A 24,998-nucleotide genomic window follows, 5' to 3' on the forward strand; every position below is an offset into this window, starting at 1 on the left:
CAAGGCCGCCGTCGACGGCATCGGCTGAGTAGAGCAAGAACTTTGTAGGGGCATGGAGGGGGAGGGCACGTCATGCCTGGGTGGGACATCAAGCCGGACGCGGTGCGTGTGGTGCTGGGCAACACGCGGGACAAGGCCGAGAAGCTCGGGGAAGAGCTGCAGGCCTACGCCAAAACCATGGAGAGCGCGGCGAAGTCGGCCGGCACGATGATCCAGGGTGAGGCCCCCAAGGACGGTGCTTTCGGCCCGGTGGCCGGAGCACTGGGCGAGTTCGGCAAGAACACGCAGGACGACCTGAAGTTCCTGATGGTCCGCTCGGCCAAGTCCATAACCGGTGCTGCGCAGGCCACGCGCTGCTACGAGAACGGTGCACTGGAGATGGCGCAGAACGCCCAGACCGAGGCGGCCAAGGCGCCGACTCCCGAGGAGCTGAGCGGGAAGAAGGGCAAGGCCGAGAAGTGATCGAGCCCGAGAAGATACCCCACTGCACCAGCAACTTCGACCAGCTGGAGAAGGATGCCGCGGCGCTGAAGAAGACAGCGTCCAGCATCCGGACCACTGGTGGTGACATCCATAGCACTTTCCAGGGCTTGGACCCGGTCTACGAGGCCCCGGAGAAGGGCCCGTTGCTGCACACGACCGTGCCGGTGCGCGAGGGGGCGGACCACTTCGCGTCGAAGCTGGAGACGGTCGGGGGCGCGCTGTCCGACTTCGCCCACACCGGGCGCCCGCTGGCCAAGCGAATGGACGAACTCCGGCGCGAGGCCGAGACCTTCGCAAAGTCGGTGGCGGACGACAAGCACTGGCAGCGCGACGACAAGAAGCAGAAGGAGAACGCCCACCTGGTCCACGAAGTGGGCCGCGTATGGGGCGAGTTCCAGGAGGCCGAGCTCTCCACCGCGAACAAGATCAGCGCACTGGTCGGAAACACCCGCTGGATGCCGGACGACGGCTCGCACAAGCCGGGCATGTACGGCTTCGCCACGGACGACGCGGCCAAGGCCGACAAGACGCCGTGGGGAACGGTCGACGCGCGTGAATACACGGGTGTGAAGTGGCTCTGGCACCACGGGACCCACTTCGTGGGCGGCCTGGTGACGGGCTTCGTCAAGGACGGCTTCCTGGACACAGTGAAGGGGCTTGGCCACATGGTCAACTTCTTCGACTGGGACACGTTCAAGAAGACATGGAGCGGTGTCGGTGACGTTGTCACCGGTATCGGCCTGTACACGGTCAGGCCGTTCGAGCTTGCCATGACCGCCATGGGCCTGCCCGACAAGCCGGACCCGGACAGTGACCGTGCAAGGAAGGCGGCTCGGGAGTTCGGCAAGTCCCTGGTCGCCTGGGACGAGTGGAAGAAGAACCCGGGACGGGCCATCGGTACCGTCGTGTTCAACGGCCTCACCCTGGGCGCAGGCCCCCTGCTCAAGCTCGGCAAAGCAGGCGAGCTCGGCAACATGGGCAAGGCAGGCGAAGCCGGCGGCACCACAGCCAAGGTGGCGGGCGCATTGGGCAGGGTCGGCCAGCTCGTGGACCCGATGACCTATATAGGCGGAGCGACCAAATACGCAAAGGTCCAGGTCGGTGACCTCCTGACCTCCCTGAAGGAAACCCACACAGGCCCCACCGGAGACTTCCTCAAGGGCGCATCGAAACCCTCGGGTGCGCTGGCCGATGTTCCCAAGGGCTTCGAGTACGTCAATCACGAGGGCCAGCTCCGCGTCATCACCGATGACGGGAAAATCCTCGACGAACACGGCAAGCCGGCCGAACCGCCTGCCGTCAAGGAACCCCACAAGGACGACCTGCCCAACGTCCACGAAACCAGCCCGTCTGACCACCGTGTTCCTGTCGGCGTGGGTGCTTCGCACTCCCAGGCCTCTGCCCACGTGGGAGGCGGAGCCGCTGAAAGCACTGGCTCGCACGCGGGCGGTCACGCCGGCGAATCCGCGGGCTATTCAGGAAGTGCTTCGCACACGCCGAACGTGCAGGGCGGCGGCCACAGCACGTCGATCCACCCCGGGCACGGTGCCCCGAGCGCAGGCTCGGGTGGCCACGGCACGGGTAGCGGCGGGGGGCACTACGACCACGAGCTCACTCCGCACGGTCAGGATGAGCCCCGTCACGCAGACGACAATCCGCCGCATGACGGTAGGCATCACCATGCCGCAGAAGACGTGTCCGACTCGCCTTCGCACGATGCCTCGGACGTCACTGGTCCAGGGGACCATGGGAATCACGGAACTCCGCCGGGCAACCCCGGGGAATCAGGAAAGCATGGGTGGCACGGTGGAGAGAATGTCGTCGGACCTGCCCGTGGTAAGACGTTGCTGCCGCCTCACAGGAGGCACAGCTTGGGCGGCGTCAAGAGCGGTCTGCTGAATACTGAAAACACCCTGATTCTTCCGGAAGCTGCAGGCAAGGTGTCGGATGACCTTGCCGAGATCGCTGCCGGGAAGGCAGAGTTCGACAAGCATACTCAGCTTTACACGGTCAACGGAAGAAGCTATGGAGTGGAGCCCAACGGAAGGACGTTCCCTGCTCGTGGTGACGGATTTCTTCCCATGACTCGAACTGAGTACAAGGCTTTGCAGAGCATCATAAAGGCGGACGGCGACATGAGCAGGCTGGAAAAAATGTTCCAGAATGCGCCGGACTTCAAGAGGGAGCCGCACGCCGCCGAGAAGGCGCTTGATCTGTATCGGAAGTACTACTCGTGATGTACATTTTCTTGACCATCGGCCAAGGTGTGCTGCCCCGACTGGCGGAAGCAGTGGCGCAGGCTTTCGATGTGCCCGTGGACAGCGTGGACGTTTCGGACAGCAGTGAGTGGGATTCCCGCAACTGGGATGCCAAGGTCTTCTGCGAGTACGACAGGCTCGTCGGCGACCTGGACTGGTCCTTCTCCGTTTCGCCCGCGGACGACGTGGACGTGCGGCCATCGGAGGAGGATCTGGCGGCCCACCTTGCCCGGCACCTGGGTACACCCGTGCTGTTTCCGTCGGATGTCGCGATGCCGAGCCTGCGCCGGCTCGTGACACCGGAAGGTGATTTCACGTATGCGCACATTCGTGAGCCGGAAGAAGAGGGAGGCGAAGTCGCAGTCGAGGCCGTAGAGCGCCCGGTGAGGGAGTTCACTCGTGCTGCTGTCCACAATTTCCCTGAGTTGGTCAGGCTCTACAAGGTTGCCACTCCAGTCACTGACGCTCATGCAGGAGGAGCACCTCAGAAGGGGACCTTCTACTACGACCTATTCGACTGGGAACGCTTGGTCGTACGTATGGCCGCCGGTTGGCCGCCATCGGCCTGGTACCCCGCAACCATGTATGCCGAGGATCTCGAGATTCGCGACCAGCTCGAGGGCTGGTTGGGGCAGCTTCCCGAGCCGGAACAGTCCACTGCGCGCCAGGCCCTTGGCGAGATCGATGCCGCTTATCATCGCCTCACTGTGGACGATGGCGGGCAAGCGCTTTCAGAAGCAATCGGCCCTCAGCGTGTCATCGGTTCCCAGCATCCTTGGTACTGGAAGCGTCGCCCGATTGCGCTTCCGTGGGAGGGCAAGGGCAAGTGATCTCTGTTCCTTGTATGTAGTGGAGTTGGCGCTTCCGATGTCAGAAGCCAGCACCAGGCGCCTAGCAGGTCGTTGGTTTTCGACACCGGAAGCGGTGATGGAACGACTCCTGGCCATCGACTGGGCAGACTGCGTGGCGGGCGACAGGAATGCCCGCTCACGAACCCTGCTCATGAGCGAGTACCTGCGCCGTGCAGCCTCCTGGGTGGAGTGGCTCGGCGGCAGTGGTAGGTGGCCATTCATCGACATCGCGGAACGTGTCGACCCTTCCGTGCGTGCTGACGCGAAGCTGATTGAGCAGCTGGATGAATTCACGGAAGAGAGTATTCCGGAGTTCAAAGCTCGTCGTATGTGCCGTGCAATGGTTCACTGGGCTGCACTCAGGCAAGAGTCAGAGGTTCAACTCCCTGATTTGCCGGACCCGTTCGAACCGCTGATTGTGCTATATGAACGTGGCGGCGTGTTCTTCACGGAAAACGGGGTTGCCGACTTCGAGCTGCGTCGCGTCCCGATCCGCACCTGGCAGGCGAACGTCGCGGCAGAGCCGGTCGTTGAACTCGACCGGGCGGTGCTCGACGCTTTGGACGGCGAAGCCAGTTGGCCTCAGGCGCTGGGCGTGTGATCTAGCATGCCCTCTGCTGGCGGGGGGCGAACCGGGCCTTTCTATTCATGACCTTGAACACTCATACGCCCGATGTCGAGCGCTGGCTGTCCGCGCACGGGTGGTTTCCGGGCCGGGACATCGGCGAACGGGCTGACGAACTCGTATCCCTGCGTGTACACGGCGTGATGGAGCAGGGATCGTCCCTGGTGCCGGTCGAGGCAGCCACTCGCACCATCCGGTCGTACGGAGGGCTCGAACTTCCCTACCCCGGAGCCAAGCCGGAAATGACCTTGATGGTGGACCCCACCATCAGCTTCCGCGGGGACGCTCAGCAGATCGCGAAGCTCTCCGAGGGGTTGGGCTCGCCAGTCTTCCCGGTGGCCTTCGAAACCTATGAGAACGGCGTCTGGCTGGTGGACGAGACAGGGCGTTTCTTCTACCTACACCACACCGGGGGATATTTCCTCGGGCAGAACGAGTTCGAAGCTTTCGTGAACGCGCTCAGCGGAGACACCCTTGCTGACGCGGAGGATTACTTTGTCTGACATCTGCCCTTCCGTGGCCTCTTCCCTGCTCATCCGGGACACGATCGTCAGCCACACCAGCCTGTTCGGTGAGGGCATCCCGAGCCTGCACCCGGCTGTGCAGGCATTCTTCGGCTCCCTGCTGCCCGACCAGCGCGAGCGATTCATCGGTACGTGTGCCGAGTCCGCCTTGACCTTCGACCAGTTCTGGGCACTCGATGCGGAGCGCTGTGGCGACTTGCTTCGGCATCAAGGAAGTCACGCACGAAGTGACTTTTGAGGTGCAGGGCACCGGGAAGACCCAGGTCTGCTACGACCTGGACACGAACAAGGGCGAGGGAGTCTCCCTCCCCTGGCAGAGGACGGCCAAGGTCTCGGTGGTCGGCGCGGAGCACAGGGTCGGGCACCTGGTGACCCTTGCGCCGGGTTCGACGCAGGCCCCCGATGGCACGCTCCGGGCGGCTTCGTGTGTCATCAAGGCCGACGGTAAGAAGGTCGCGGACAACCAGGGCGGAAAGTTTGGCAAGCCGTGCGAGTACACACTGAAGTAGTGCGTGATCACGGCCTTCTGGAGGGTGCTTTCGTGAATCAAGAACTGCGAACCATCATCACCGGTTACCTGGACATCGAGCAGGGCTACGACGTGGGCCGGGGGCTCCGGCGGACCCTGCACTCCTTCAGACCGGAGTTCGTTGAGGCTGTCCGCGAGGGGCTGGCCGAAGTGATCGCGTCGCGCGAGTTGTCCGTCGCTGATTATGACGGACTGACGCAAGGGATCGAGTTCGAAGACGAGGACTCCCTCTATGTGTACCTGGGAGAGATGGACGAGTATCTCTTCGGCAGCCGGGTCCAGCAGCCGCTTCCACCTGGCTGAACGCTGCTGACCCTGGGGAGCAGGGCTGTTGTGGGCGAGCCGACGCTTCCGGCAGCGGAATCCCCGCCTGTCCGGTCCCGGAACTGAGGATTTCTGCTGCCGGAATCAGGTGTTCCGATTGTGTCCGCCCGCCGTTGTCAGTGCCCCTTGGCAGGATCGTCGGCATGAGTGATCTTGTGGCCGGCCTGCTCGACGCCGGTAACGACTGGAGCAACCGTACGCGGCACCGTGTAACGGGCCTGTCGCCGGAACTCTCGGACCTTGTCCTGCACTTGGGGGCTGCCTCCCAGTTCTGGGACCACCGCTACAAGGCCGACACTGCCTGGAAACGCCGCACCAAGGCTCTGCTCAAGGCTGACGGTGCAGCTGGGCTCGTTCAGTTCCTGGTTCGGGAGCTGGCCCGGGGCGGCTCCTTCCACGGGGTGAGCGACCCCAGGCAGGTGATGCGGGAGTTCGGGCAGAACAAGCCGTCGTCTCCCGCCCGGAGCCTTGCGATCGGGGTGACCCTCGCCGCCGGCTGGCTCGGTGGGGACACCAGTGGCCTGGCCGCCGACCTTGCCGTCGTTGCACGGAAGAACGTCCAGGCCATGGACACCTACTACCGCGTGGACGACCGTCTCGCCGGTGCCGCGTTCACGGCCCTCGGCGAGCTGCGCGGCCCGGCCGCCATGGAGGAGTTGTGGGTGCTGCACTACTGGGTTTCCCCTACCCGACCCCCGCACAAGGTCCTGGTGAAGTCCGTGAAAAAGGCTGCGGCCCGCCTCGACGTGCCGCCGCACGTGGTGGCCGAACGCACCGTGCCCCGCCACGGGTTGGAGCCTGACGGGACGCTGACGATCGGCTGGATCGGGCGTGGGGCACTGTGGTGGAACTCCGCGTTCGACGCCGTCGTCATCGTGCACGACACCGGCCAGGTGACCGTCGACTGGATCGACGACGACGGCACCACCACGCGCACCACGGCGCCGTTCCGGTCGCCCACCGGTTACAAGACCCAAGTCCGCGCCGACGGCGTCGACTGCCTGCGGCGTCACGCCCAGCGGATCGAGGCGACCCTGACCGCCGAGCGGCTCCGGCTCGCCGCGCTGGCCGGTGAAGACCGCACGTGGCTCTGGCCGGACTGGGTTCGCTACTACCGCGACCACCCCATCACCGGTGTGCTCGCGCGTGCGCTGGAGTGGGAGTACGACGTGTCCGACGGGTGTGGATACCGCCGCCTCGACGCCGGGGGCGTGCCGCCCACTGCACGGGTCCGGCTGCGGCCGCGCGGAACTCCTCCCGGGGTCTGACCGGTGGCCCGCCGTGCGGCTGAGTGGTGATCAGTCCGCGGCGCGATGTGCCGAAGGCATGCCGGGCGGGAGTGTGGAGCGCGGCCGGAGAAGCCGGTCGGCAGACCCTTCGGCCGACCCCGTCGCTGATGCACACAAGGACTCGTCATGACCCGTTTCACCATGCCCCGTAACCGCACCCGCATCGCCGCCCTGGGTGCCGCACTCCTCATCGCCACGGCCGCCGCCGGTACGGCAGTTGCCTCCGACGGCGCGGGCCGGGGCCACCGGCCGCAGCGCGAGGCCGCCTCGCTCACCGGTACCGGCAAGCTGTACCGATCCGCCGGGGACGACATCCACTTCACGTTCGACGCGCACCTGGACGCCAAGGACCTGATGGCTCCGGACAAGGCTCACGGCACCTTCCGCTTCAGTCACTACCTGCACGGCAAGGGGGCCTCGGCCGAGGGGCGGATCGACTGTCTGGTCACGGGTGGCAAGGTGGCCGTGGCCACCGGTGTCATCACCAAGTCCGACCTGGGCGGCGCCGTGGGGAAGCGGGTCGGCTTCACCGTCGACGACAGAGGCCGACGCGGCGACCGCCTCGGCTACAGCTGGGCGGCCACGGGCAGTCCGCGCGACACCAACGACCTGCCCAAGTGCGTGAGTTCCGCGCCGTTCGAAAAGGTGGAGAGCGGTGACTTCACGGTGGTCCCGTGGGAACCCCGGCTGTAGGGCGGGCACTCGCCCGGGCCTTCTGCCGGCGTCTTCTGTGGCGCAAATCTTCAGCCTCACAGGGGAGGGCCGAAGGTTTGCGCCAGCAGGATCGGGCCTACTCGACGACCGTGAGTCCCACGCCCTCCGCCGTCACTGCCACCGCGAAGTCGAAGAAGGCGGACTGGTCCCTGACGCTGTCATGGGTACGGCTGAAGACCTCGAACGCCAGCAGCCCGATCAGGTTGCTCCACAGCACGATGCCGCGCTCGACGAGGTCCTCGAACGGTGCGGCGGGCACGCTGCCGAACAGGGCCGCCGCCTCCGGGCGGATCAGCGGCGGGCCGGGCACCGCGCGCCGGGGCGGGGTGAGTTCGCCGGCCTCCAGCGCGTCACGCAGGATGCCGGCCAGTACGGCGGGGGTGCGCGAGGCGGGCGGCACCGTGTTCTGCGGGGCGTGGTAGCCCGGCACGGGCGAGCCGTGGACCAGCGCGAATTCGGCCGGGTTGGCGGTCGACCACTGCCGCAGGGCGCGGGCCGCCGCGAGGAGGCGGGTCCCTGCCGGTGCGCCGCCGTCCCGGGCCGCCCGGTCGGCCTGCTCCATGGCGGCGCCCGACTCGTCGTAGGCGTCGATGAGCAGCGCGGTCAGCAGGTCGTCCCGGTGCGGGAAGGCGGATGCGACATCGGTGACCGCCAGACCGCTGCCCTGGGCCACGGCTTCCAGGGACAGGCCGCCGGCGCCCAGTTCCGTGAGGAGGCGGCGCGCAGTGGCCTTGACGGCGGCCGGGAGGTCGCGGGGTATGTCCATGAACCGACCGTACCCGCCGCGTTGCCAGCCCTTGGCCATGGATCGCCCCGTAATTCCCCGCAGAACTCCGTACTCTTGCGGGCTGACACGCGTGCAACACGAGATGCAGGAGGAGGCTGCCGTCGCATGAGCGCCTCGCACACCGACGGGCCGGGAGACCTCATCCCGCGGCCCGCCACGACCTTCCCCGCGCTGCGCACGGCCCTCGCGCGGCTCGATCCGTCGCGGCTGCCCGAGTACCAGGCCGACCGGGACCAGGCGTTCAGCCTCGCCACGCGGCACGCCTCGTTCCACCCCATCCGCGTCTTCCTCACCAAGTGGGCCACGGAGATCGAGATCGAGCGCCGTCCGGCGGTGGCCGCCCGGTACCACGCCGCGCTCGACGCCGCGAACACCCTCGACGGGGACGACCCCGCCTGGCGGGCGGCGATGGACGAGTGCCTGGCCATCCACAACGAGGCCCGCGCCGCCCAGGCCCCGCCTTTGTCGCCGTGAGCCGGGGAAATCGCCGTGATCGCCGTGATCGCCGTGATCAAGTAATGCGTGCGTAACGGATATTCCGTCGGGGCCCTCCCCGCCCCGCCCTGTCGGACCCACGGGCTAAGCTGAACAAACTCCCGGCGCCGGTCCCGAACCGGACCGGGCTGCCACCGTGGGGGTGGTCGCCGGATCGCGAAGCAAGCGCGGCAGGCCCGGTGCACCGGGCAAGACGGGGAATGATGGCGAAGGATTACGACAGTCAGCTGCTGGAGTCGGTGTCCGTGCGGCGCCGCCGTATGCGGGATGCGCTGCTCTACGGGGCCCAGCGGGCCCGCCGCTCCGCGGACGAGAAGCTCGGCAAGGTATTTGCCGGAATTGCCATTGCTGCGGTGCTGTGCGCCGGATGTGTCGGGTGGTCGTTCATTCAGCACACCCTCGCCAAGCAGAAAGAGCAGCAGAAGCAGCAACAGCAGCGGTATGCGCCCGTTGCGCCCACGCCTGCTTCCACTCCCGCCACCCCCACACCCACCCCCGAATCAACGCACAAAGCGCACAAAGTGACGGAGTCGGCCCAGTGATAGGTTCTGCCGCGTGAACGTGGGGGCAAAACAGCGTACGGAATTGAGCAGGATCACTCTCGTCGGCGAACGGCGCCGGGTGGATCTTGTTTTGCCCGCGGACGAACCCATCGGGAGGCTGCTCCCGGACGTCCTGCGGCTGCTCGACGACCGGGTCGCCGAACGGCCCGCAGCCCGGCACCTGGTGACCGCCGACGGCGCCGTCCTGCCCCAGGACGGCAGCCTCGCCGAGGCGGGTGTGCCGGACGGCGCGATCCTCCGGCTCGTCCGGTCCCACGACGCTCCGTCCGCGCCCGTCGTCCACGACGTCACCGATGAAGTCGCGGAAGACCTCGACGTACGCGCCTGGCGCTGGCGCCCCGAGGCCCGGCAGTGGACCGCCGGTGCCGCCACCGTCCTCCTCGCCCTCGTCGCCGGCGTGCTGGCCCGCAGCAGCCTCGGCTCCGCCGCCGTGCCGGCCGGGATCGCAGGGGCCGCCGCGCTCATGGCCGTCGTCGGCGCTGTCGTCGGCAAGGCCGGGCGGCGCGACCTCGGCACCATCCTGATGGTGGCCGGCGGCACCCTCGGCGTGCTCGCCGCCTGGACCGCCGCCGACGCACACGCTTGGAACGGGCCCGCGCGCCTCGCCGCGACCGCGGCCGCGCTGGCCGTCACCCTCGCGCTGCTCGGGCTGTTCTCGCCGCTCGGCCGCGGCGGCCTCGTCGGTGCCGCGGCCGTGGTCGCAACGACCGCTGTGTGGGAGGCGGTTGCCGCCTTCCAGAGCGACGCCGCCCGCGTCGGCTCGGTCCTCGCCGTCGTCTCCGTCGTCGTCCTCGGACTGCTGCCCCGCCTCGCGCTGATGGCCGCCGGGCTCACCGGGCTCGACGACCGCCGTTCCGGCGGCGCGTCCGTCAGCCGGCACGAGGTCGAGACCGCCCTCGCCGCGACGCACCGCGGGCTGACCCTCGCCACGGTCGTCGTCGCCGCGTCCGCCACCGCGGGCGGCATCCTCGCCGTCGGCGACCCGTCCCCCTGGACGGTCGGCCTCACCGCCGTGCTCGCCGTCGTGCTGCTCTCCCGCTCGCGGGCCTTCCCGCTGGTGGCCGAGGTCGTGGCGCTGATGGCCGCGGCCCTGGTGCTGCTCGTCCGGCTCACCGTCCTCTGGATCGACCACGGCGGCCACACGCACGGCACCGGAACGGCCACCCCCTACGGGCCGCTCGCCGTGCTCGCGCTCGCCGCAGTCGTGCCGCTCGGCGTCCTCGCCGTCCGGCCGCCCGAGCACGTACGCGTCCGGCTGCGCCGCGCCGTCGACCTCGTCGAGACCTTCGGCGTGATCGCCCTGTTCCCGCTCGCGGTCGGGGTGTTCGGCGTGTACGTACGCCTGCTGCACCAGTTCTAGGAGAGTCACATGTCCCAGGACCAGCAAGGCCGGAGCGACTGGCAGGGCGACCTGCTGCGCAACCTGCGCAATCTGACCGGCGAGCTCGACGAGCTGGCCGCCAAGCAGGAAGCCAAGCAGGAAGCCGACCGGGAAGCCGAGCAGGAGGCGGCCACCGAGCCCGCCGACGCCGTCCCGCCCCAGGCGGACCCGGCCCCGCAACCCGCCCCCTACCGCCCCGCCCCCCGGAAGCCCCTCCCCACCCCCGTCACCACCGAGATCGAGCTCCCCGAGGAGCTCGTCAAGGGGAAGCCGCTCAGCGGGGATTCGGCCGCCAGGCGCACCAGCCGTTCCCTTCGCCGCCTCGTGGGGTCCTCGGCGACGCGCGAGGTCGAGGAGGCAACCCGCGTCGCGCAGGCGCTGCAGCAGCCACTCACCACCGGGCGGCAGATCGTCGTCACCAGCATCCGCGGCGGCGCCGGCAAGACCACCGTCACCGCGCTGCTCGGGCGCACCTTCGCGCACTACCGGCAGGACCCCGTCCTGATGCTGGAGGCCGACGCCGCGCTCGGCACGCTGCCCGCGCGCCTCGGCGCGGCCAAGGTGCGCTGGACGACCGCGGACCTCGCGCGGATCATCGAGCCCTCGATGCAGCTGACGGACGTCGTCGGCTATCTCGTCCAACTGCCCGAGCGCGGCGGCTGGCTGCTGCCCGGCAGCCAGGGCCGGGTGGGCAGTCGGCTGGAGCTGGACGAGTACCGCTCGGTCATGGTCGCGCTGCGCCGCTACTTCGGCATCACCGTCGTCGACTCCGAGACGCTGCCCAGCGAGCTGTCCCGCACCGCCCTCGTCGCCGCGCAGGCGCGGGTGCTCGTCACCCCCGCCACCGCCGAGGGCGTCACCGGCACCCGTGCGGTGCTGGAGTGGATGGCGTCCCTCGGGCGGCCGCAGCTGATGGCGAAGACCGTCGTGGTCCTCGCCGCGTCCTCCCCGCACACGACGCTCGACGTGGCCGCGGCGAGCGGCCACCTCCAGCTGGACGGCGTCAAGGTGCTGACGCTCCCGTACGACCGGCACCTCGCCGCAGGCGGCCCGATCCGCACCGAACTGCTGGGCCAGGCCACCCGCGAGGCCGCCACCGAACTCGCCGCCGACGTCCTCACCCGAGCCATGAGCAGGCGAAGCCCCCGATGACCACGCGCATAGTCCACCGCCCCGCCCGCACCACGCGCCCCCTGGCCGTCCCGGACGCGCGCACCATCGAGCCGCCGCCCAACCTGCCCGAGGGCAAGACCGGCGGCGCCCTGCACACCCTCATGCCCATTGCGGGCGTGATGAGTTCCGTCGTGATGATGACGGTCGTGCGCAACAGCCAGTTCGCCGGGCTCGGCGCCATCGTGCTGGTCGTCACCGTCATCGGCTCGGTCGGCATGCTGCTGTCGCAGCGCGGCAAGGCGCAGCGCACCCGGCGTGCGCAGCGCGAGCGCTACCTGGAGTACCTGGAGGAGCTCCGCGAGGAGCTGGGCGCCGAGGAGCGGGAGCGCCGCGAGGCCGCCCGCGTGCTCGACCCGGCTCCGGAGGCGCTCTACGACGTCGTGCGCGATCCGGCCCGGCTGTGGGAACGGCGGCGCGCGGACGGCGACTTCCTGCGCGTGCGCATCGGCACCGGCCGCATGCCCGCCCGCCCGCTGACCGTCGGACAGCAGGGCAGCAGCGTGCTCACCCCGCCGGACCGGTTCATGCTCAACGAGGCCGGTGCGCTCAAGGCCCGTTTCGGCACGGCCGCCGACCTGCCGCTGACCGTGCCGCTGGACCGCGCGGGCAACGTCAGCATCGTGGGTGACCGTGACGGCGTGCTGCGCGTCGTGCGTGCCCTCCTGTGCCAGACCGCCGTCGCCCACGCGCCCGACGACGTCGCGTTCGCCCTCGCCGCGCCCGGCGACCGGATGGCGGCCGACTGGGAGTGGGTGAAGTGGCTGCCGCACACCCTCGACCCGGAGGAGCACGACGGGCCCGTCTCCGCCCGCCGCATCGCCCCCGAACTCGGGCAGCTCGCCCGGCTGATCAGCCGGGACCTGCGCGAGCGCGCCTCCTACGCGGCCGAGGTGCGCCGTGGTCTGGCCGGCAAGGACGCGCTGCAGATGCAGAGCCGTCTGCTCGTCGTCAGCGACGAGTACGGTGCGGACGCCCGTGAACTGCCGTGCCCCGACGAGGCCGTGGGCCTGTCCGAGATGGGCGTCACCGTGCTGCACCTGGTCGCCGAGCGCGTCCAGGAGCCCGGCCACGTCGCGCTGCGTATCACCGTCGACGGCGATCAGGTGCACGTCGAGGACCTGCGCACCCCCGAGCCCGTCGTCGTCGAGGGCACCGCCGACCCGGTCGGCGCGGCCGGTGCGGAGGGCCTCGCGCGGCTGATCGCCCCGCTGCGGCTGTCCGCCGAGTCGCTCGCCGACGCACCGCTGTCGGGCCCCGTCGGCTTCACCGAGATGCTCGGCATCGACGACCCGGCGCAGCTCGACGTCGCCGCCCTGTGGCAGCCGCGCGGCGAACGCGCCTTCCTGCGCGTGCCGATCGGCATGGGGGACAGCCACCAGCCGGTGCTGCTCGACCTCAAGGAGTCCTCCGAACTCGGCATGGGCCCGCACGGCCTGTGCGTCGGCGCCACCGGCTCCGGCAAGAGCGAGCTGCTGCGCACGCTCGTCCTCGCGCTGGTGGCGAGCCACCCGCCGGAGGACCTGGCGATGGTCCTCGTCGACTACAAGGGCGGTGCCACCTTCGCGCCGTTCGCCGGACTGCCGCACGTCGCCGGTGTCATCACCAACCTGGAGAACCAGGCCGGTCTCGTCGAGCGCGTCCACTCCTCCCTCGCGGGCGAGGTCCAGCGCCGTCAGCAGGTGCTCAAGGACGCCGGGAACGTCGCCGACATCGGCCACTACGCGGCGCTGCGCGAGACCCGGCCCGACCTGGAGCCGCTGCCGCACCTGTTCGTCGTCATCGACGAGTTCGGCGAACTGCTCACCGCCAAGCCGGACTTCATCGACCTCTTCCTGTCCATCGGCCGCATCGGCCGCTCCATCGGCGTGCATCTGCTGCTCTCCAGCCAGCGCATCGAGGGCGGCAAGCTGAAGGGCCTGGACACCTACCTGTCGTACCGGCTCGGCCTGCGCACGTTCTCGGCCGACGAGTCGCGCACCGTCCTGGACACCACGGACGCCTTCCACCTGCCGCCCATCCCGGGCTTCGGCTACCTGAAGGTCGACACCAGCGCCTACGAGCGCTTCAAGGCGGGTTTCGTGTCCGGGCCGTACAAGGGACCGGCCCTGCGCGACGTGGAGGATGCGGCTCCGCTGGCGCTGCCGTACCCGGCCTTCAACACGCTCGACGGCCCCGAGGACGGCTCCGGCGACGACGGACCGGCCATGCGCACCCGCAACCCGGGCCCCAGCGTCATGTCCGTCATGGTCGACCAGCTGCGGGACGCCGCCGCGCCCACGCGCTCCATCTGGCTGCCGCCGCTGCCCTCCGCCATCGCGCTCGACACCTCGGCCGGACCCGTCCAGGCGGACGCCCGCGGCATGCAACTGTCCGTCCGGCCGGGCGCGATGAAGGTGCCGCTCGGCCTGCTCGACGACCCGGCCCGGCAGTGGCAGGGCCAGTGGGTCCTCGACCTCACCGTCGCGGGCGGCCACGCCGCCGTCATCGGCGGCCCGCAGTCCGGCAAGACGACGCTGCTGCGCACCCTCGCGCTCTCGCTGGCCATGACGCACACCCCGCGTGAGGTCGGTATCTACGGGCTCGACCTGGTCGGCGGCGGCCTCGCGGCCCTCGCCGGGCTGCCGCACGTCGGCGGCATCGCCGGACGCGCCGACCGTGAACGCGCCGCACGCACCGTCGAAGAGGTGCGCGGCATGCTCGCCGCGCGCGAGGAGCTCTTCCGCGAGCACGGCATCGACTCCGTCGAGCGGCTGCGCGAGATGCGCGCGGAGGGCAGGCTGCCGGAACTCTCCTCCACCGAGATCGTGTTGGTCATCGACGGGTTCGGCGCCCTGCGCGACGACTTCGAGATGATCGAGGACGCCGTCACCGACCTGCTCAAGCGCGGCGGCGGCTACGGCATCCACGTCGTCGCCGGCATGCTGCGCTGGAACGACGTGCGCATCGCCACGCAGGCGATGTTCGGTACGCGGATGGAGCTGCGGCTCAACGACCCGGGCGACTCCAGCATCGACCGCAAGCTCGCCGAGACCATCGCCGCGGACGAGCCCGGCCGCGTGCTGACCGACGGCAAGCTGTTCGCCCAGGCCGCGCTGCCGCGCATCGACGGCCTCGCCTCGACCGCCGAACTCGGCGCGGCCGTCGAGCAGGCCGCCATGGTCGTCCGCTCGTCCTGGTCCGGCGACGGCGCCCAGCGCGTCCGCGTGCTGCCCGCCCGGATCCCGGCGGCCTCGCTGCCGCAGGTGACGGCCGAGCCCAACCGGGTGCCGATCGGCCTCGACCAGACGGCCCTGGCGCCCGTCCTGCTCGACCTGTTCAAGCGCGACCAGCACCTGATCGTCCTGGGCGACAGCGAGTGCGGCAAGACGAACCTGCTGCGCCTGATCACCCAGGGGCTCATGGAGCGCTACTCCGACGAGGAGATCGTCTTCGCGGTCATGGACCCGCGGCGCGGCCTGCGCAAGCTGGTGCCCGAGGAGTACCGCGGCGGCTACGCGCACAACTCCAAGCTCTGCGGCGCCCTCGCCACCGGCATCGCCACCGAGCTGGAGAAGCGCATGCCGGACGACCTGGCCGCGCAGGACGCCCTCGCGTCCGGCACCTGGTACTCCGGGCCGCGCATCGTCATCCTCATCGACGACTACGACATCCTCACCACCGCAGGACAGCAACCCCTCGCGCCCTTCCTGCCGTTCATCCCCTCCGCCCAGGACATCGGCCTGCACTTCGTGGTCACGCGGCGCGTGGCCGGTGCGTCGCGGGCGCTGTACGAGCCGTTCCTGATGACGCTCCGGGAGAGCGGTACGGCGGCGGTCGTGATGACGGGTGACCGGCAGGAGGGCCAGCTCTTCCCCGGTGTGTACGCCGCCGCCCAGCCGCCCGGCAGGGGCACGCTCGTCCGCCGGGGCGAGGCGACGCGGCTGATCCAGACGGCGCTTGCCGCAGAAGACAACGGGGGTAACGGCTGATGACCAAAGACGTGATCGCGCTCACCGAGCGGATGCCGGACGCCTGGAGCGTCCTGGCCGGCCTGCTCTCCGGCGGCCCCGACCTGCACGTGCAGGCGGCCGGGGACGGTGCCGTGGTCCAGCTCTGCGACGCGGAGGGACGGCCGCTGGTCTCGATCGAGGCCCCCCTGCTGCTGCAGGTGCCGGGCGAGGCGGTCCGGCTGCTCGGTGCGCACGTACCGGGTGACGGCCCTGTGTGGTGGACCGAGGCACGCGCGTCAACTGCCGTGCCGCAGGCGGCGGAACTGGCGGGCACCTTCGCGGCCCGGCTGCAGATGCTGCTGGGCGGCAGCGTGTGGCCGCAGGACGCGCCGGGCACGGCCGACCCGTCCAAGCCGGTCGACACCTCCGGCATCACCGCCGTGCCCGCGCAGGCGGCCGCACAGCCGGCCGTCGACGTGCTGACGGAGCACGTCGCCGTGATCCTCCAGGACCGGCCGGTCGTCGCCATGACGAGCTGGCTGTCGGAGGCCCTGCGGGCCACGCTGGAGAGCAACCGCGGACTGCAGATCGTCACGCCGGGCCACTGCCGCCTGTCGCTGCCGACACGGTCGTTGATGACGACGGCCATGCCGTCGCGCTGGGTCGTCCAGGACGAGAAGGTCGGCTACTACGACGGCCTGTCGGGCGCGGTGCTCCGGTGGCAGGACGGCATGTTCGTCGCGGCGACGGACGAGAACGGCGAGACCGCGGTGGCGCCGGCCTTCACCGACGTGGAACGCACGGACGAGCGCCAGGTCTCGGTGTCCTTCCGCACCCTGCACCAGCCCGAGGCGCACCTCGTGCTCGGCGGCGCGCTGGAGGCCGCCTGGCAGGCGCTGACCGGCGGGCTCCCCGCGGGCTGGGGCACGGCCGAGCCGGCCAACCTGCCGTGGTCGCGACGGCAGTTGACGGACCTCGCGTACGAGCGGGCGCCGCAGCCGACGTGGACCGTGGTGGTCGGCGGCCCGGAGCGCCCCGCCGTCGCCACGCTGCGGGTCGTGCGCACGCCGGACGGCGTGGAGGAGGACATCACCCTGACGGTCGGCTACGGGGCCGGCGAGAAGCCGCCGCTGGACGCGGTGCCGCAGCTCGCGGAGGAGCTGGCGACGCGGTACGGGCTGCGGTCGATGCTGTGCCACCTGCGCGAGGCACGGCGCGACCTCGGAGTGCCGCCGTGCTTCGAACGGCCGCCGGTTCCGTTCGCGTTCGCACTGGGCGCGGGCGAGGTCCGCGAGCTCGGCACCGCGCGCGCCGGGCGGACGCCGCTGGCGGAGGCACCGGTGAGGCTGGGCGCGGAGGCGCGCCCGGGCTTCTACTACCCGCTGGGCGACGGGGAGACGGTGGAGGGGTGGACGGCGCTGGAGACGCTGATGCGGCACCTGAAGGGGGCCGCGCCCCTTACGGGGCGCTGCGCCTGAACGCCCACTCCATGCGCGGCTCCAGCGCGAAGCGCAGCACGCGCCGCACCGGCGCGGTGCACAGCACCGTGATCATGATCACGGCCAGGAGGGTCACCACGACCATGCCGACGGGTTGCCGGATCCACCCGGCGAGGTCGTACCAGCCCCACCACCGCGACAACTTGATCACGAACCCGTGCAGCAGGAACCCGGAGATCGTCCCGGCCCCCAGCGCCGTGAACCACGTCCTCCTCCGCGGCACCCACGCGAAGAAGCCCGCCGTCAGCACCGCGGCGCAGCCGAACAGGGCCAGGCCCATCACCGGGGCCGTCCACAGCGGCTGGTGCAGGTCCTGGACGGCGTCGTTCCGGTAGAACCACCCGGAGTCGATCCGGGGCGCGAGGAGCCACGCCACCGCGATCGCGCACGCGAACACCGGCACCGCCGCGATCCGCACCCACCGCTTCCGCACCAGCTCGAAGTGCTCCGGCTTCATCCGCAGCCCGATCACGAAGAAGGGCAGGAACTGCAGCACCCGCATCAGGTCGAAGTCCGGCCCGGTGTGCGGCGCGAGCATCGCACCGATCGAGACGGCGAGCGCGATCGGCACGGGCCGGCGGAGTACCTGCCACACCGGCGTCGTCAGCCGCCAGACGAACAGCGCGGCCAGGAACCAGTTCAGGTACCAGGGGTTGGTCAGCGTGAACGGGTCCGGCGGGGCGTCGTCCTCCGCCCAGTGCTGGAAGAGGATGTAGCCGGTCTGGAAGATCAGATACGGCACGGCGACCCCGGTGACCAGCCGCTTGATCTTCGCGGGAGTGAAGTCGAAACCCCGGGAGAAATAGCCGGACATGAGGATGAAGGCCGGCATGTGGAACGTGAACACCGTGAGGTAGAGCGCCAGTGCCGTACGGCTGGTGTGGGTGAGCGGCTCCCAGGCGTGCCCGACGGCGACCAGCACGATCGCGAGGTACTTCGCGTTGTCGAAGAAGGGGTCGCGGGCGGAGTCCGCAGGGGAGGGTGGCGAAGGTGCGGTGGCCACCGGGCGGGAGGTGGCGGTGGGGGACATTCGAGGAACCCTAGCCGCGCGGGCAGAGGCCGGTAAACCGGCCGGGACGTACCCGGCGGACCAGGTCCGTACCACTCCGTACCAGGTGATTCGGACCTGGGAATTCCCTGAGAGGCCCCTGGTAATACCCCGAGGAATCGTCACGTCACCTGTCGTGTGCACGAGTTGGTGGCACGATGGTGGTCAGTCTCCGACCGAAGGTGTGATCAGCGTGGCGATTTCACTGTCCGTGGTGCTGCTCCTGGCGATCGTCCTGGTGGTGATGATCCGTGCCAACAACATCAAGGCAGGGCCCGCGATCGTCGCGATCCTCTTCGGGTTCTTCCTCGCCTCCACGGGCATGGCCCCGTCGATCCACCGGTTCCTGGACTCGATCATGCAGACGATAAACGGCATCCGGATCTGAGCCGTTCCCGGCAGGGAACGGGCGCGGTGCACATACAAAAACGCCCCCGGCCGGAGCCGGAGGCGTCATCGGAGCGGGCGACGGGAATCGAACCCGCGTAGCCAGTTTGGAAGACTGGGGCTCTACCATTGAGCTACGCCCGCGCGCGCCGGAAAGTCCGTGAGGACCGCGCGGCACGGTGAGCATCGTAGCGGGTCGGGGCGGTGCACCGCACGCCACCCCTCCTCACCCCCTGCGCCCCCGCTTTTCCGTGTCCCCCGCACCCCCGCGGCCATGTACCCTACGTCTCGCACTTACGGGGTGTGGCGCAGCTTGGTAGCGCGTCCGCTTTGGGAGCGGAAGGTCGTCGGTTCGAATCCGGCCACCCCGACCAGCAAGATCACATTGTGGGGCTCATCCTGCTTGCGGTTACTATGCAAGCTGCGCGTCTGTGTGTCTTCTCTACCGCGCGCGATCCGCTGAACATCATCAGCAGAAACCCAAGCAGTCAGCCCCAAGGAGACCGAACCGTGAAGAGCGCCGTGGAGACCCTGAACCCGACCCGGGTTCGGCTCACTGTCGAGGTGCCCTTCGAGGAGCTCAAGGCCAGCCTCGACGCGGCGTACAAGAAGATCAACCAGCAGGTCACGGTGAAGGGCTTCCGCAAGGGCAAGATCCCCGCCCGCGTGATCGACCAGCGCTTCGGCCGTGGCGCGGTGCTGGAGGAGGCCGTCAACGACGCGCTTCCGAAGTTCTACACCGAGGCGGTCAACGAGGCCGAGCTGAGCCCGCTGGGCCAGCCCGAGGTCGACATCACCGAGCTCAAGGACAACGAGCTGCTGGCCTTCACCGCCGAGGTGGACATCCGCCCCGCGCTGGAGATCCCGGACTACTCCGGCATCGAGGTCACCGTCGACGTCGCCGAGGTGACCGACGAGGACATCGAGAAGTCCGTCGAGCAGCTGCGTGAGCGCTTCGCCACCACCGCCCCCGTCGAGCGCGCCGCCGCCGAGGGCGACATCGTCACGGTGGACCTCGAGGCCAAGGTCGACGGCGAGGTCCTGGAGGACGGCGTCGCCAAGGGCATCGACTACACCATCGGTTCCGGCCAGCTGCTGGACGGCATCGACGAGGCCGTCACCGGTCTCGAGGCCGGCGGCACCGCGACCTTCACCTCCGAGCTCAAGGGCGGCTCCGCCGAGGGCAAGGAGGCCGAGGTCAAGGTCGACGTCACCGCGGTGAAGTCCCGTGAACTGCCCGCGCTGGACGACGACTTCGCGCAGCTGGCGAGCGAGTTCGACACGCTGGACGAGCTCAAGGCCGACAGCCGCAAGCGCCTCGCCCGCATGAAGAAGTTCGACCAGGCCACCCAGGCCCAGGAGAAGGTGCTCGAGGAGCTCCTGAAGCTGGTCGAGGTCCCGATGCCCGAGAAGCTTCTCGAGGACGAGATCAAGACCCGCAAGCACAACCTCGAGCACCACCAGCTCGGCCAGATGGGCATGAACCTGGAGAAGTACCTGGAGATCCAGGGCAAGTCCGCCGAGGAGTTCGACGCCGAGCTCAAGGAGCAGGCCGAGAAGGGCATCAAGACCCAGTTCGTCCTCGACGAGATCGTCAGCAAGGAGGAGGTCGGCGTCGACCAGGAGGAGCTCACCGAGCACCTCATGCGCCGCGCCCAGTCCTCCGGCATGAGCCCCGACCAGTTCGCCCAGGCTGTCGTCGAGGGTGGCCAGGTGCCGATGCTCGTCGGCGAGGTCGCCCGCGGCAAGGCGCTGGCCACCGTCGTCGAGGCCGCCACGGTCAAGGACACCGAGGGCAACGTCGTCGACCTGGAGGACGAAGACGAGGCTGCCGAGATCGCCGAGTCCGCCACCGAGGTCGCCGAGGCCGCCGCCGAGGGCACCGAGGCCTGATCCTCGCCGCTCTTCGTACGGGCCCGGACCGCACCCCCGCAGGGGTGGCGGCCCGGGCCCGTCGCGCTTCCCGGAGCCCTGGGGGAACCTGCGCTCAGAGCGAACAGTTACGGATGCGGGATGGCGCCTGCCGACCAGCGCGTTAGGGTCCGTAGATACGAGGGCAGGGGAGACTCCGGCAGCGCGCGGGAAGCAGTCCGGCCGCGCCGGTCCCGGCCCTCAGAGAAGACGCGGAGACGGCCCGTTGCCGTCAGAGACGAGCAGGTGGATACGTGACGAATCTGATGCCTTCCGCCGCCGGTGAGATCGCCATCGGTGGTGGCCTCGGCGACCAGGTCTACAACCGGCTGCTCGGGGAGCGGATCATCTTCCTCGGCCAGCAGGTCGACGACGAGATCGCGAACAAGATCACCGCGCAGATGCTCCTCCTGGCAGCCGACCCGACCAAGGACATCTACCTCTACATCAACAGCCCCGGCGGCTCGGTGACGGCCGGCATGGCGGTCTACGACACCATGCAGTACATCCCGAACGACGTGGTCACGATCGGCATGGGCCTCGCGGCCTCGATGGGCCAGTTCCTGCTGACCGGTGGCACCGCGGGCAAGCGCTTCGCCCTCCCGAACACCGACATCCTCATGCACCAGGGCTCCGCGGGCCTCGGCGGCACCGCCTCGGACATCAAGATCCAGGCCGAGCAGCTGCTCCGCACCAAGGAGCGCATGGCCAAGATCACGGCCGAGCACACCGGCCAGACGGTGGAGACGATCATCCGCGACGGTGACCGTGACCGCTGGTTCACGGCCGAGGAGGCCAAGGAGTACGGGATCATCGACGAGATCATCACGCACGCCTCCGGCGTTCCGGGCGGCGGCGGCACCGGGGCCTGACGGCCTCGCGAGTACCGCCGGAAAGCCACCTCCCAGCCCACCGACCGCCACCAGGATGGTGAACACCCGCATGAACATCTCGTCCCCCCTGGCCTCCGCCAGCGGCCTCTACACCGGCCCCCAGGCCGAGGCCCGTTACGTCGTCCCGCGCTTCGTCGAGCGCACCTCCCAGGGCGTCCGCGAGTACGACCCTTACGCGAAGCTCTTCGAGGAGCGCGTGATCTTCCTGGGCGTGCAGATCGACGACGCCTCCGCCAACGACGTCATGGCGCAGCTGCTGTGCCTGGAGTCGATGGACCCGGACCGGGACATCTCGATCTACATCAACAGCCCCGGCGGCTCGTTCACGGCCCTGACGGCCATCTACGACACGATGCAGTTCGTGAAGCCGGACATCCAGACGGTCTGCATGGGCCAGGCCGCCTCCGCCGCCGCGATCCTGCTGGCCGCCGGCACCCCCGGCAAGCGCATGGCGCTGCCCAACGCCCGTGTGCTGATCCACCAGCCGTCCAGCCAGACGGGCCGCGAGCAGCTCTCCGACCTGGAGATCGCCGCCAAGGAGATCATGCGCATGCGCACGCAGCTGGAGGAGATGCTGGCCAAGCACTCCACCCAGCCCATCGATAAGATCCGCGACGATATCGAGCGCGACAAGATCCTCACCGCCGAGGACGCGCTGGCGTACGGTCTGGTGGACCAGATCGTCACCACGCGCAAGTCGTCCGTGGCGGTCTGAGAGACCGGCCCGGGCCTCACTCCCGGGCAGTGTGCCGCCGGTACCCCCCTTGGCCGAGTAGGTCCAAGGGGGGCCCGCACGGGGGGCCCGGCAAGGTACCGTCGATAGGCAAGCACTCGGGTCCGCGGAACTGGGCGGATCCCAGGCGAAGGGGAAGCACCTCGTGGCACGCATCGGTGACGGCGGCGATCTGCTCAAGTGCTCGTTCTGCGGCAAGAGCCAGAAGCAGGTGAAGAAGCTCATCGCGGGTCCTGGTGTCTACATCTGCGACGAGTGCATCGACCTCTGCAACGAGATCATCGAGGAAGAGCTCGCGGAGACCTCCGAGGTGCGCTGGGAGGAACTCCCCAAGCCCCGTGAGATCTACGAGTTCCTCGAGGGCTACGTGGTCGGCCAGGAGGCCGCCAAGAAGGCCCTCTCCGTCGCCGTCTACAACCATTACAAGCGCGTCCAGGCCGGCGAGAACGGCGGCCACAACCGCGACGACGGCATCGAACTGGCCAAGTCCAACATCCTGCTGCTCGGCCCCACGGGCTCCGGCAAGACGCTGCTCGCGCAGACGCTGGCCCGCATGCTCAACGTCCCGTTCGCCATCGCCGACGCCACGGCCCTGACGGAGGCCGGCTATGTCGGCGAGGACGTCGAGAACATCCTCCTGAAGCTGATCCAGGCCGCCGACTACGACGTCAAGAAGGCCGAGACCGGCATCATCTACATCGACGAGATCGACAAGGTCGCCCGAAAGAGCGAAAATCCGTCGATCACACGGGACGTGTCGGGCGAGGGCGTCCAGCAGGCGCTGCTGAAGATCCTGGAAGGCACGACGGCGTCGGTGCCCCCGCAGGGCGGCCGCAAGCACCCGCATCAGGAGTTCATCCAGATCGACACGACGAACGTCCTGTTCATCGTGGGCGGCGCGTTCTCCGGCCTGGAGAAGATCATCGAGTCGCGGGCCGGCGCGAAGGGCATCGGCTTCGGCGCCACGATCCGCTCCAAGCGCGAGATCGAGGCGAGCGACCAGTTCCAGGAGGTCATGCCGGAGGACCTGGTGAAGTTCGGGATGATCCCGGAGTTCATCGGCCGCCTCCCGGTCATCACATCGGTCCACAACCTGGACCGCGAGGCCCTGCTCCAGATTCTGGTGGAGCCGCGCAACGCGCTGGTGAAGCAGTACCAGCGCTTGTTTGAACTCGACGGTGTCGAGCTGGACTTCGACCGCCCGGCGCTCGAAGCGATCGCGGACCAGGCGATCCTGCGCGGCACGGGTGCGCGCGGCCTGCGTGCCATCATGGAGGAAGTCCTGATGTCCGTGATGTACGAGGTCCCGTCGCGCAAGGACGTGGCGCGGGTCGTCATCACCGAGGACGTCGTCCACTCGAACGTGAACCCGACGCTGGTGCCGCGGGAGCCGCGCATCGTGCGCAAGGACGAGCGGCACGAGAAGAGCGCGTAGCGCTTGCCGTTGCTGAGCAGAAACGTATGAGGGGGCGCCCGGTGGGCGCCCCCTCCACTGTTGTGCGGGGTTACTTGTCCTTGCGGACTGCGGTGCGGATCTTGGCCGTTGCGTCGGAGAGGTCCTTGGGGGACATCACGTCACCGGTGGCGCCCGCGCCGCCCGCACCCATGCCGCCGGCGATGCCTCCGGAGACCTTCGGCACCGTGTGCTGGACGATGCCGACGGCGCTGCTGTCGGCCCAAATGCAGGTGCTGGTCTCGGCGTTGCTGGTCATGGTGCCCATGGAGATGGTGGTCTTCTTGGACAGGCACTTCATCACCGCGCCGTCGAAGCCGCCGGGGTGGTACTCGGTGGCGGGCGAGGTCGTGTCGTAGGTGGCGTGGTACTGGGCGCCGGCCTTCTTCTCGTTCTCGTCCATCTGGGCGAGCGCGGCGTCGACCGTCTTCGCCGGGTCGGGGACGTCGCCGTAGGCCCCGGCCACCGTCAGCCTCTGCTTCTGGGTGTTGGTGTAACCACCAGAGACGGCTGTGGCGTTGTCGATGCCGAGGGCTTTGGTCTTCTCGTTGTTGGAGAGGTCCTGGGTGGTCTGGCTGCCGGGGGGCGTGGGCGCCTTGGTGAACTGCCCGTCCAGCAGCGAGTCCGGCAGGACGATCGTGTACGGCTTCACCTTGCCGCCGCCGCTGCCGCCGCCGGAGAAGAACACGATGCCGCCGATGACCGCGCCCACAACCACCAGCGCGCCCACCGCGATCGCGATGCCCTTGCCGGCGCCGCCGCTCTTCGGGGGCTGGGGCTGGGCGTACGGACCCGGCATGCCCGGCTGGCCCCAGCCGCCCTGCTGCGGGGGCTGCGGGGGCTGGCCCCAACCGCCCTGCTGGGGCTGCTGCGGGGCGCCGTACGGCGGCTGGACCGGCGGGGCGGCGTAGGGGGACTGCGGCGGCGGGGCCTGCTGCGGGTAGCCGTAGCCGGGCTGGCCGGGGGCGCCGCCCTGGCCGTACGGGTTGGGCCCCTGGGGCGGCTGCGGGGGCTGGCCGTACGGGCCCGGCTGGTTGTAGCTCATTGATTCCTCTTCGACTCTTCGGCTCGACGCAGGTCTCTCGCGCGACAGTTCCGAGCCATCCTTCCCGATGGCTTATTCCGGACTTACGTCGGGGCGGCAACGGT

At 69.3% G+C, this 24,998-nt stretch carries 24 protein-coding genes and 2 tRNA genes; 22 read left to right on the top strand and 4 right to left on the bottom strand.

The window, feature by feature from the left end:
- Positions 1-72: 72 nt before the first annotated feature.
- The 10 genes from ACLHRZ_RS25690 (at position 73) to ACLHRZ_RS25735 (ending at position 7,576) form a co-directional block, all read left to right on the top strand.
- Positions 73-462: a DUF6507 family protein gene (locus ACLHRZ_RS25690; RefSeq protein ID WP_490420884.1), complete on the top strand. Its 390-nt coding sequence runs from the start codon at positions 73-75 to the stop codon at positions 460-462.
- Positions 459-2,720, top strand: a complete 2,262-nt coding sequence (locus ACLHRZ_RS25695) for a hypothetical protein (RefSeq protein ID WP_490420885.1) — start codon at positions 459-461, stop codon at positions 2,718-2,720. The genes ACLHRZ_RS25690 and ACLHRZ_RS25695 overlap by 4 nt, the downstream gene beginning before the upstream one ends.
- The gene (locus ACLHRZ_RS25700; protein ID WP_490420886.1) at positions 2,717-3,571 is read left to right on the top strand and encodes a hypothetical protein; all 855 of its coding nucleotides are present in this window, start codon (positions 2,717-2,719) and stop codon (positions 3,569-3,571) included. Before ACLHRZ_RS25695 ends, ACLHRZ_RS25700 begins: the two co-directional genes overlap by 4 nt.
- 97 nt (positions 3,572-3,668) lie before the next feature.
- Positions 3,669-4,193, top strand: coding sequence for a hypothetical protein (locus ACLHRZ_RS25705; RefSeq protein ID WP_490420887.1), 525 nt, complete (start codon positions 3,669-3,671; stop codon positions 4,191-4,193).
- A gap of 47 nt (positions 4,194-4,240) precedes the next feature.
- Positions 4,241-4,720 carry an SUKH-3 domain-containing protein gene (locus ACLHRZ_RS25710; RefSeq protein WP_490420888.1) on the top strand — a complete coding sequence of 160 codons (480 nt, stop codon included), beginning with the start codon at positions 4,241-4,243 and terminating at the stop codon, positions 4,718-4,720.
- A gap of 13 nt (positions 4,721-4,733) precedes the next feature.
- A complete protein-coding gene (locus ACLHRZ_RS25715) occupies positions 4,734-4,979 on the top strand; it encodes a hypothetical protein (RefSeq protein WP_490420889.1) in 246 nt (81 codons plus the stop codon).
- On the top strand, positions 4,969-5,250 hold the full coding sequence (locus tag ACLHRZ_RS25720) for a hypothetical protein (protein WP_490420890.1): 282 nt from the start codon (positions 4,969-4,971) through the stop codon (positions 5,248-5,250). Before ACLHRZ_RS25715 ends, ACLHRZ_RS25720 begins: the two co-directional genes overlap by 11 nt.
- Positions 5,250-5,573 carry a hypothetical protein gene (locus ACLHRZ_RS25725; RefSeq protein WP_490420891.1) on the top strand — a complete coding sequence of 108 codons (324 nt, stop codon included), beginning with the start codon at positions 5,250-5,252 and terminating at the stop codon, positions 5,571-5,573. Before ACLHRZ_RS25720 ends, ACLHRZ_RS25725 begins: the two co-directional genes overlap by 1 nt.
- Positions 5,574-5,737: 164 nt before the next feature.
- Positions 5,738-6,862: a DUF4132 domain-containing protein gene (locus ACLHRZ_RS25730; RefSeq protein ID WP_490420892.1), complete on the top strand. Its 1,125-nt coding sequence runs from the start codon at positions 5,738-5,740 to the stop codon at positions 6,860-6,862.
- 147 nt (positions 6,863-7,009) lie between these two features.
- On the top strand, positions 7,010-7,576 hold the full coding sequence (locus ACLHRZ_RS25735; protein WP_490420893.1) for a hypothetical protein: 567 nt from the start codon (positions 7,010-7,012) through the stop codon (positions 7,574-7,576).
- A 97-nt stretch (positions 7,577-7,673) separates the two neighbouring features.
- Here ACLHRZ_RS25735 and ACLHRZ_RS25740 read toward each other — a convergent pair whose 3' ends face one another.
- Complete coding sequence (locus tag ACLHRZ_RS25740; RefSeq protein ID WP_490420894.1) at positions 7,674-8,363, bottom strand: TetR-like C-terminal domain-containing protein; 690 nt, start codon at positions 8,361-8,363, stop codon at positions 7,674-7,676.
- Between the two features lie 126 nt (positions 8,364-8,489).
- On the opposite strand from ACLHRZ_RS25740, the gene ACLHRZ_RS25745 reads away from it, so the two are divergent.
- The 6 genes from ACLHRZ_RS25745 to ACLHRZ_RS25770 all read left to right on the top strand — a co-directional run bounded on the left by ACLHRZ_RS25745 (position 8,490) and on the right by ACLHRZ_RS25770 (position 17,403).
- Complete coding sequence (locus tag ACLHRZ_RS25745) at positions 8,490-8,858, top strand: hypothetical protein (protein WP_490420895.1); 369 nt, start codon at positions 8,490-8,492, stop codon at positions 8,856-8,858.
- Between the two features lie 224 nt (positions 8,859-9,082).
- Positions 9,083-9,421: a hypothetical protein gene (locus tag ACLHRZ_RS25750; RefSeq protein ID WP_490421076.1), complete on the top strand. Its 339-nt coding sequence runs from the start codon at positions 9,083-9,085 to the stop codon at positions 9,419-9,421.
- A gap of 43 nt (positions 9,422-9,464) precedes the next feature.
- The gene (eccD, locus tag ACLHRZ_RS25755; RefSeq protein ID WP_490420896.1) at positions 9,465-10,802 is read left to right on the top strand and encodes a type VII secretion integral membrane protein EccD; all 1,338 of its coding nucleotides are present in this window, start codon (positions 9,465-9,467) and stop codon (positions 10,800-10,802) included.
- Positions 10,803-10,811: 9 nt separating this feature from the next.
- Complete coding sequence (locus ACLHRZ_RS25760) at positions 10,812-11,975, top strand: nucleotide-binding protein (protein WP_490420897.1); 1,164 nt, start codon at positions 10,812-10,814, stop codon at positions 11,973-11,975.
- Positions 11,972-15,964 carry a type VII secretion protein EccCa gene (gene eccCa, locus ACLHRZ_RS25765; RefSeq protein ID WP_490420898.1) on the top strand — a complete coding sequence of 1,331 codons (3,993 nt, stop codon included), beginning with the start codon at positions 11,972-11,974 and terminating at the stop codon, positions 15,962-15,964. Before ACLHRZ_RS25760 ends, eccCa begins: the two co-directional genes overlap by 4 nt.
- On the top strand, positions 15,964-17,403 hold the full coding sequence (locus ACLHRZ_RS25770; RefSeq protein WP_490420899.1) for a DUF6177 family protein: 1,440 nt from the start codon (positions 15,964-15,966) through the stop codon (positions 17,401-17,403). The genes eccCa and ACLHRZ_RS25770 overlap by 1 nt, the downstream gene beginning before the upstream one ends.
- Here the strand turns inward: ACLHRZ_RS25770 and ACLHRZ_RS25775 are convergent.
- On the bottom strand, positions 17,384-18,454 hold the full coding sequence (locus tag ACLHRZ_RS25775) for an acyltransferase family protein (protein WP_490420900.1): 1,071 nt from the start codon (positions 18,452-18,454) through the stop codon (positions 17,384-17,386). The genes ACLHRZ_RS25770 and ACLHRZ_RS25775 overlap by 20 nt on opposite strands.
- Positions 18,455-18,665: 211 nt before the next feature.
- On the opposite strand from ACLHRZ_RS25775, the gene ACLHRZ_RS25780 reads away from it, so the two are divergent.
- On the top strand, positions 18,666-18,860 hold the full coding sequence (locus tag ACLHRZ_RS25780) for a hypothetical protein (protein WP_490420901.1): 195 nt from the start codon (positions 18,666-18,668) through the stop codon (positions 18,858-18,860).
- 72 nt (positions 18,861-18,932) lie between these two features.
- Here the strand turns inward: ACLHRZ_RS25780 and ACLHRZ_RS25785 are convergent.
- A tRNA-Gly gene (locus ACLHRZ_RS25785) sits at positions 18,933-19,003 on the bottom strand.
- A 153-nt stretch (positions 19,004-19,156) separates the two neighbouring features.
- Between ACLHRZ_RS25785 and ACLHRZ_RS25790 the strand changes: the two genes are divergently transcribed.
- The 5 genes from ACLHRZ_RS25790 to clpX all read left to right on the top strand — a co-directional run bounded on the left by ACLHRZ_RS25790 (position 19,157) and on the right by clpX (position 23,831).
- Positions 19,157-19,233 (top strand) — tRNA-Pro (locus ACLHRZ_RS25790).
- A 136-nt stretch (positions 19,234-19,369) separates the two neighbouring features.
- Positions 19,370-20,752, top strand: coding sequence for a trigger factor (gene tig / locus ACLHRZ_RS25795; protein ID WP_490420902.1), 1,383 nt, complete (start codon positions 19,370-19,372; stop codon positions 20,750-20,752).
- Between the two features lie 284 nt (positions 20,753-21,036).
- Entirely contained in the window at positions 21,037-21,642 is a 606-nt protein-coding gene (locus ACLHRZ_RS25800; RefSeq protein WP_490421077.1) for an ATP-dependent Clp protease proteolytic subunit, read from the top strand.
- 55 nt (positions 21,643-21,697) lie between these two features.
- Positions 21,698-22,378, top strand: a complete 681-nt coding sequence (locus ACLHRZ_RS25805) for an ATP-dependent Clp protease proteolytic subunit (RefSeq protein WP_490420903.1) — start codon at positions 21,698-21,700, stop codon at positions 22,376-22,378.
- A 163-nt stretch (positions 22,379-22,541) separates the two neighbouring features.
- Complete coding sequence (gene clpX, locus ACLHRZ_RS25810; protein WP_490420904.1) at positions 22,542-23,831, top strand: ATP-dependent Clp protease ATP-binding subunit ClpX; 1,290 nt, start codon at positions 22,542-22,544, stop codon at positions 23,829-23,831.
- 70 nt (positions 23,832-23,901) lie between these two features.
- On the opposite strand, the gene ACLHRZ_RS25815 is transcribed toward clpX, so the two are convergent.
- Positions 23,902-24,894 carry a hypothetical protein gene (locus ACLHRZ_RS25815; RefSeq protein WP_490420905.1) on the bottom strand — a complete coding sequence of 331 codons (993 nt, stop codon included), beginning with the start codon at positions 24,892-24,894 and terminating at the stop codon, positions 23,902-23,904.
- Between the last annotated feature and the right edge of the window lie 104 nt (positions 24,895-24,998).

The organism is Streptomyces sp. AM25, from assembly GCF_058146165.1.

Bases quoted from the DNA above. Each gene is read 5' to 3' on its own strand.
- ACLHRZ_RS25710 (WP_490420888.1), top strand. From the start codon at position 4,241: ATGACCTTGAACACTCATACGCCCGATGTCGAGCGCTGGCTGTCCGCG.
- ACLHRZ_RS25740 (WP_490420894.1), bottom strand. From the start codon at position 8,363: ATGGACATACCCCGCGACCTCCCGGCCGCCGTCAAGGCCACTGCGCGC.
- ACLHRZ_RS25800 (WP_490421077.1), top strand. From the start codon at position 21,037: ATGCCTTCCGCCGCCGGTGAGATCGCCATCGGTGGTGGCCTCGGCGAC.
- ACLHRZ_RS25745 (WP_490420895.1), top strand. From the start codon at position 8,490: ATGAGCGCCTCGCACACCGACGGGCCGGGAGACCTCATCCCGCGGCCC.
- eccCa (WP_490420898.1), top strand. From the start codon at position 11,972: ATGACCACGCGCATAGTCCACCGCCCCGCCCGCACCACGCGCCCCCTG.
- ACLHRZ_RS25815 (WP_490420905.1), bottom strand. From the start codon at position 24,894: ATGAGCTACAACCAGCCGGGCCCGTACGGCCAGCCCCCGCAGCCGCCC.
- ACLHRZ_RS25730 (WP_490420892.1), top strand. From the start codon at position 5,738: ATGAGTGATCTTGTGGCCGGCCTGCTCGACGCCGGTAACGACTGGAGC.
- ACLHRZ_RS25705 (WP_490420887.1), top strand. From the start codon at position 3,669: ATGGAACGACTCCTGGCCATCGACTGGGCAGACTGCGTGGCGGGCGAC.
- ACLHRZ_RS25690 (WP_490420884.1), top strand. From the start codon at position 73: ATGCCTGGGTGGGACATCAAGCCGGACGCGGTGCGTGTGGTGCTGGGC.
- ACLHRZ_RS25750 (WP_490421076.1), top strand. From the start codon at position 9,083: ATGGCGAAGGATTACGACAGTCAGCTGCTGGAGTCGGTGTCCGTGCGG.
- ACLHRZ_RS25770 (WP_490420899.1), top strand. From the start codon at position 15,964: ATGACCAAAGACGTGATCGCGCTCACCGAGCGGATGCCGGACGCCTGG.
- ACLHRZ_RS25805 (WP_490420903.1), top strand. From the start codon at position 21,698: ATGGTGAACACCCGCATGAACATCTCGTCCCCCCTGGCCTCCGCCAGC.
- ACLHRZ_RS25760 (WP_490420897.1), top strand. From the start codon at position 10,812: ATGTCCCAGGACCAGCAAGGCCGGAGCGACTGGCAGGGCGACCTGCTG.
- ACLHRZ_RS25775 (WP_490420900.1), bottom strand. From the start codon at position 18,454: ATGTCCCCCACCGCCACCTCCCGCCCGGTGGCCACCGCACCTTCGCCA.
- ACLHRZ_RS25735 (WP_490420893.1), top strand. From the start codon at position 7,010: ATGACCCGTTTCACCATGCCCCGTAACCGCACCCGCATCGCCGCCCTG.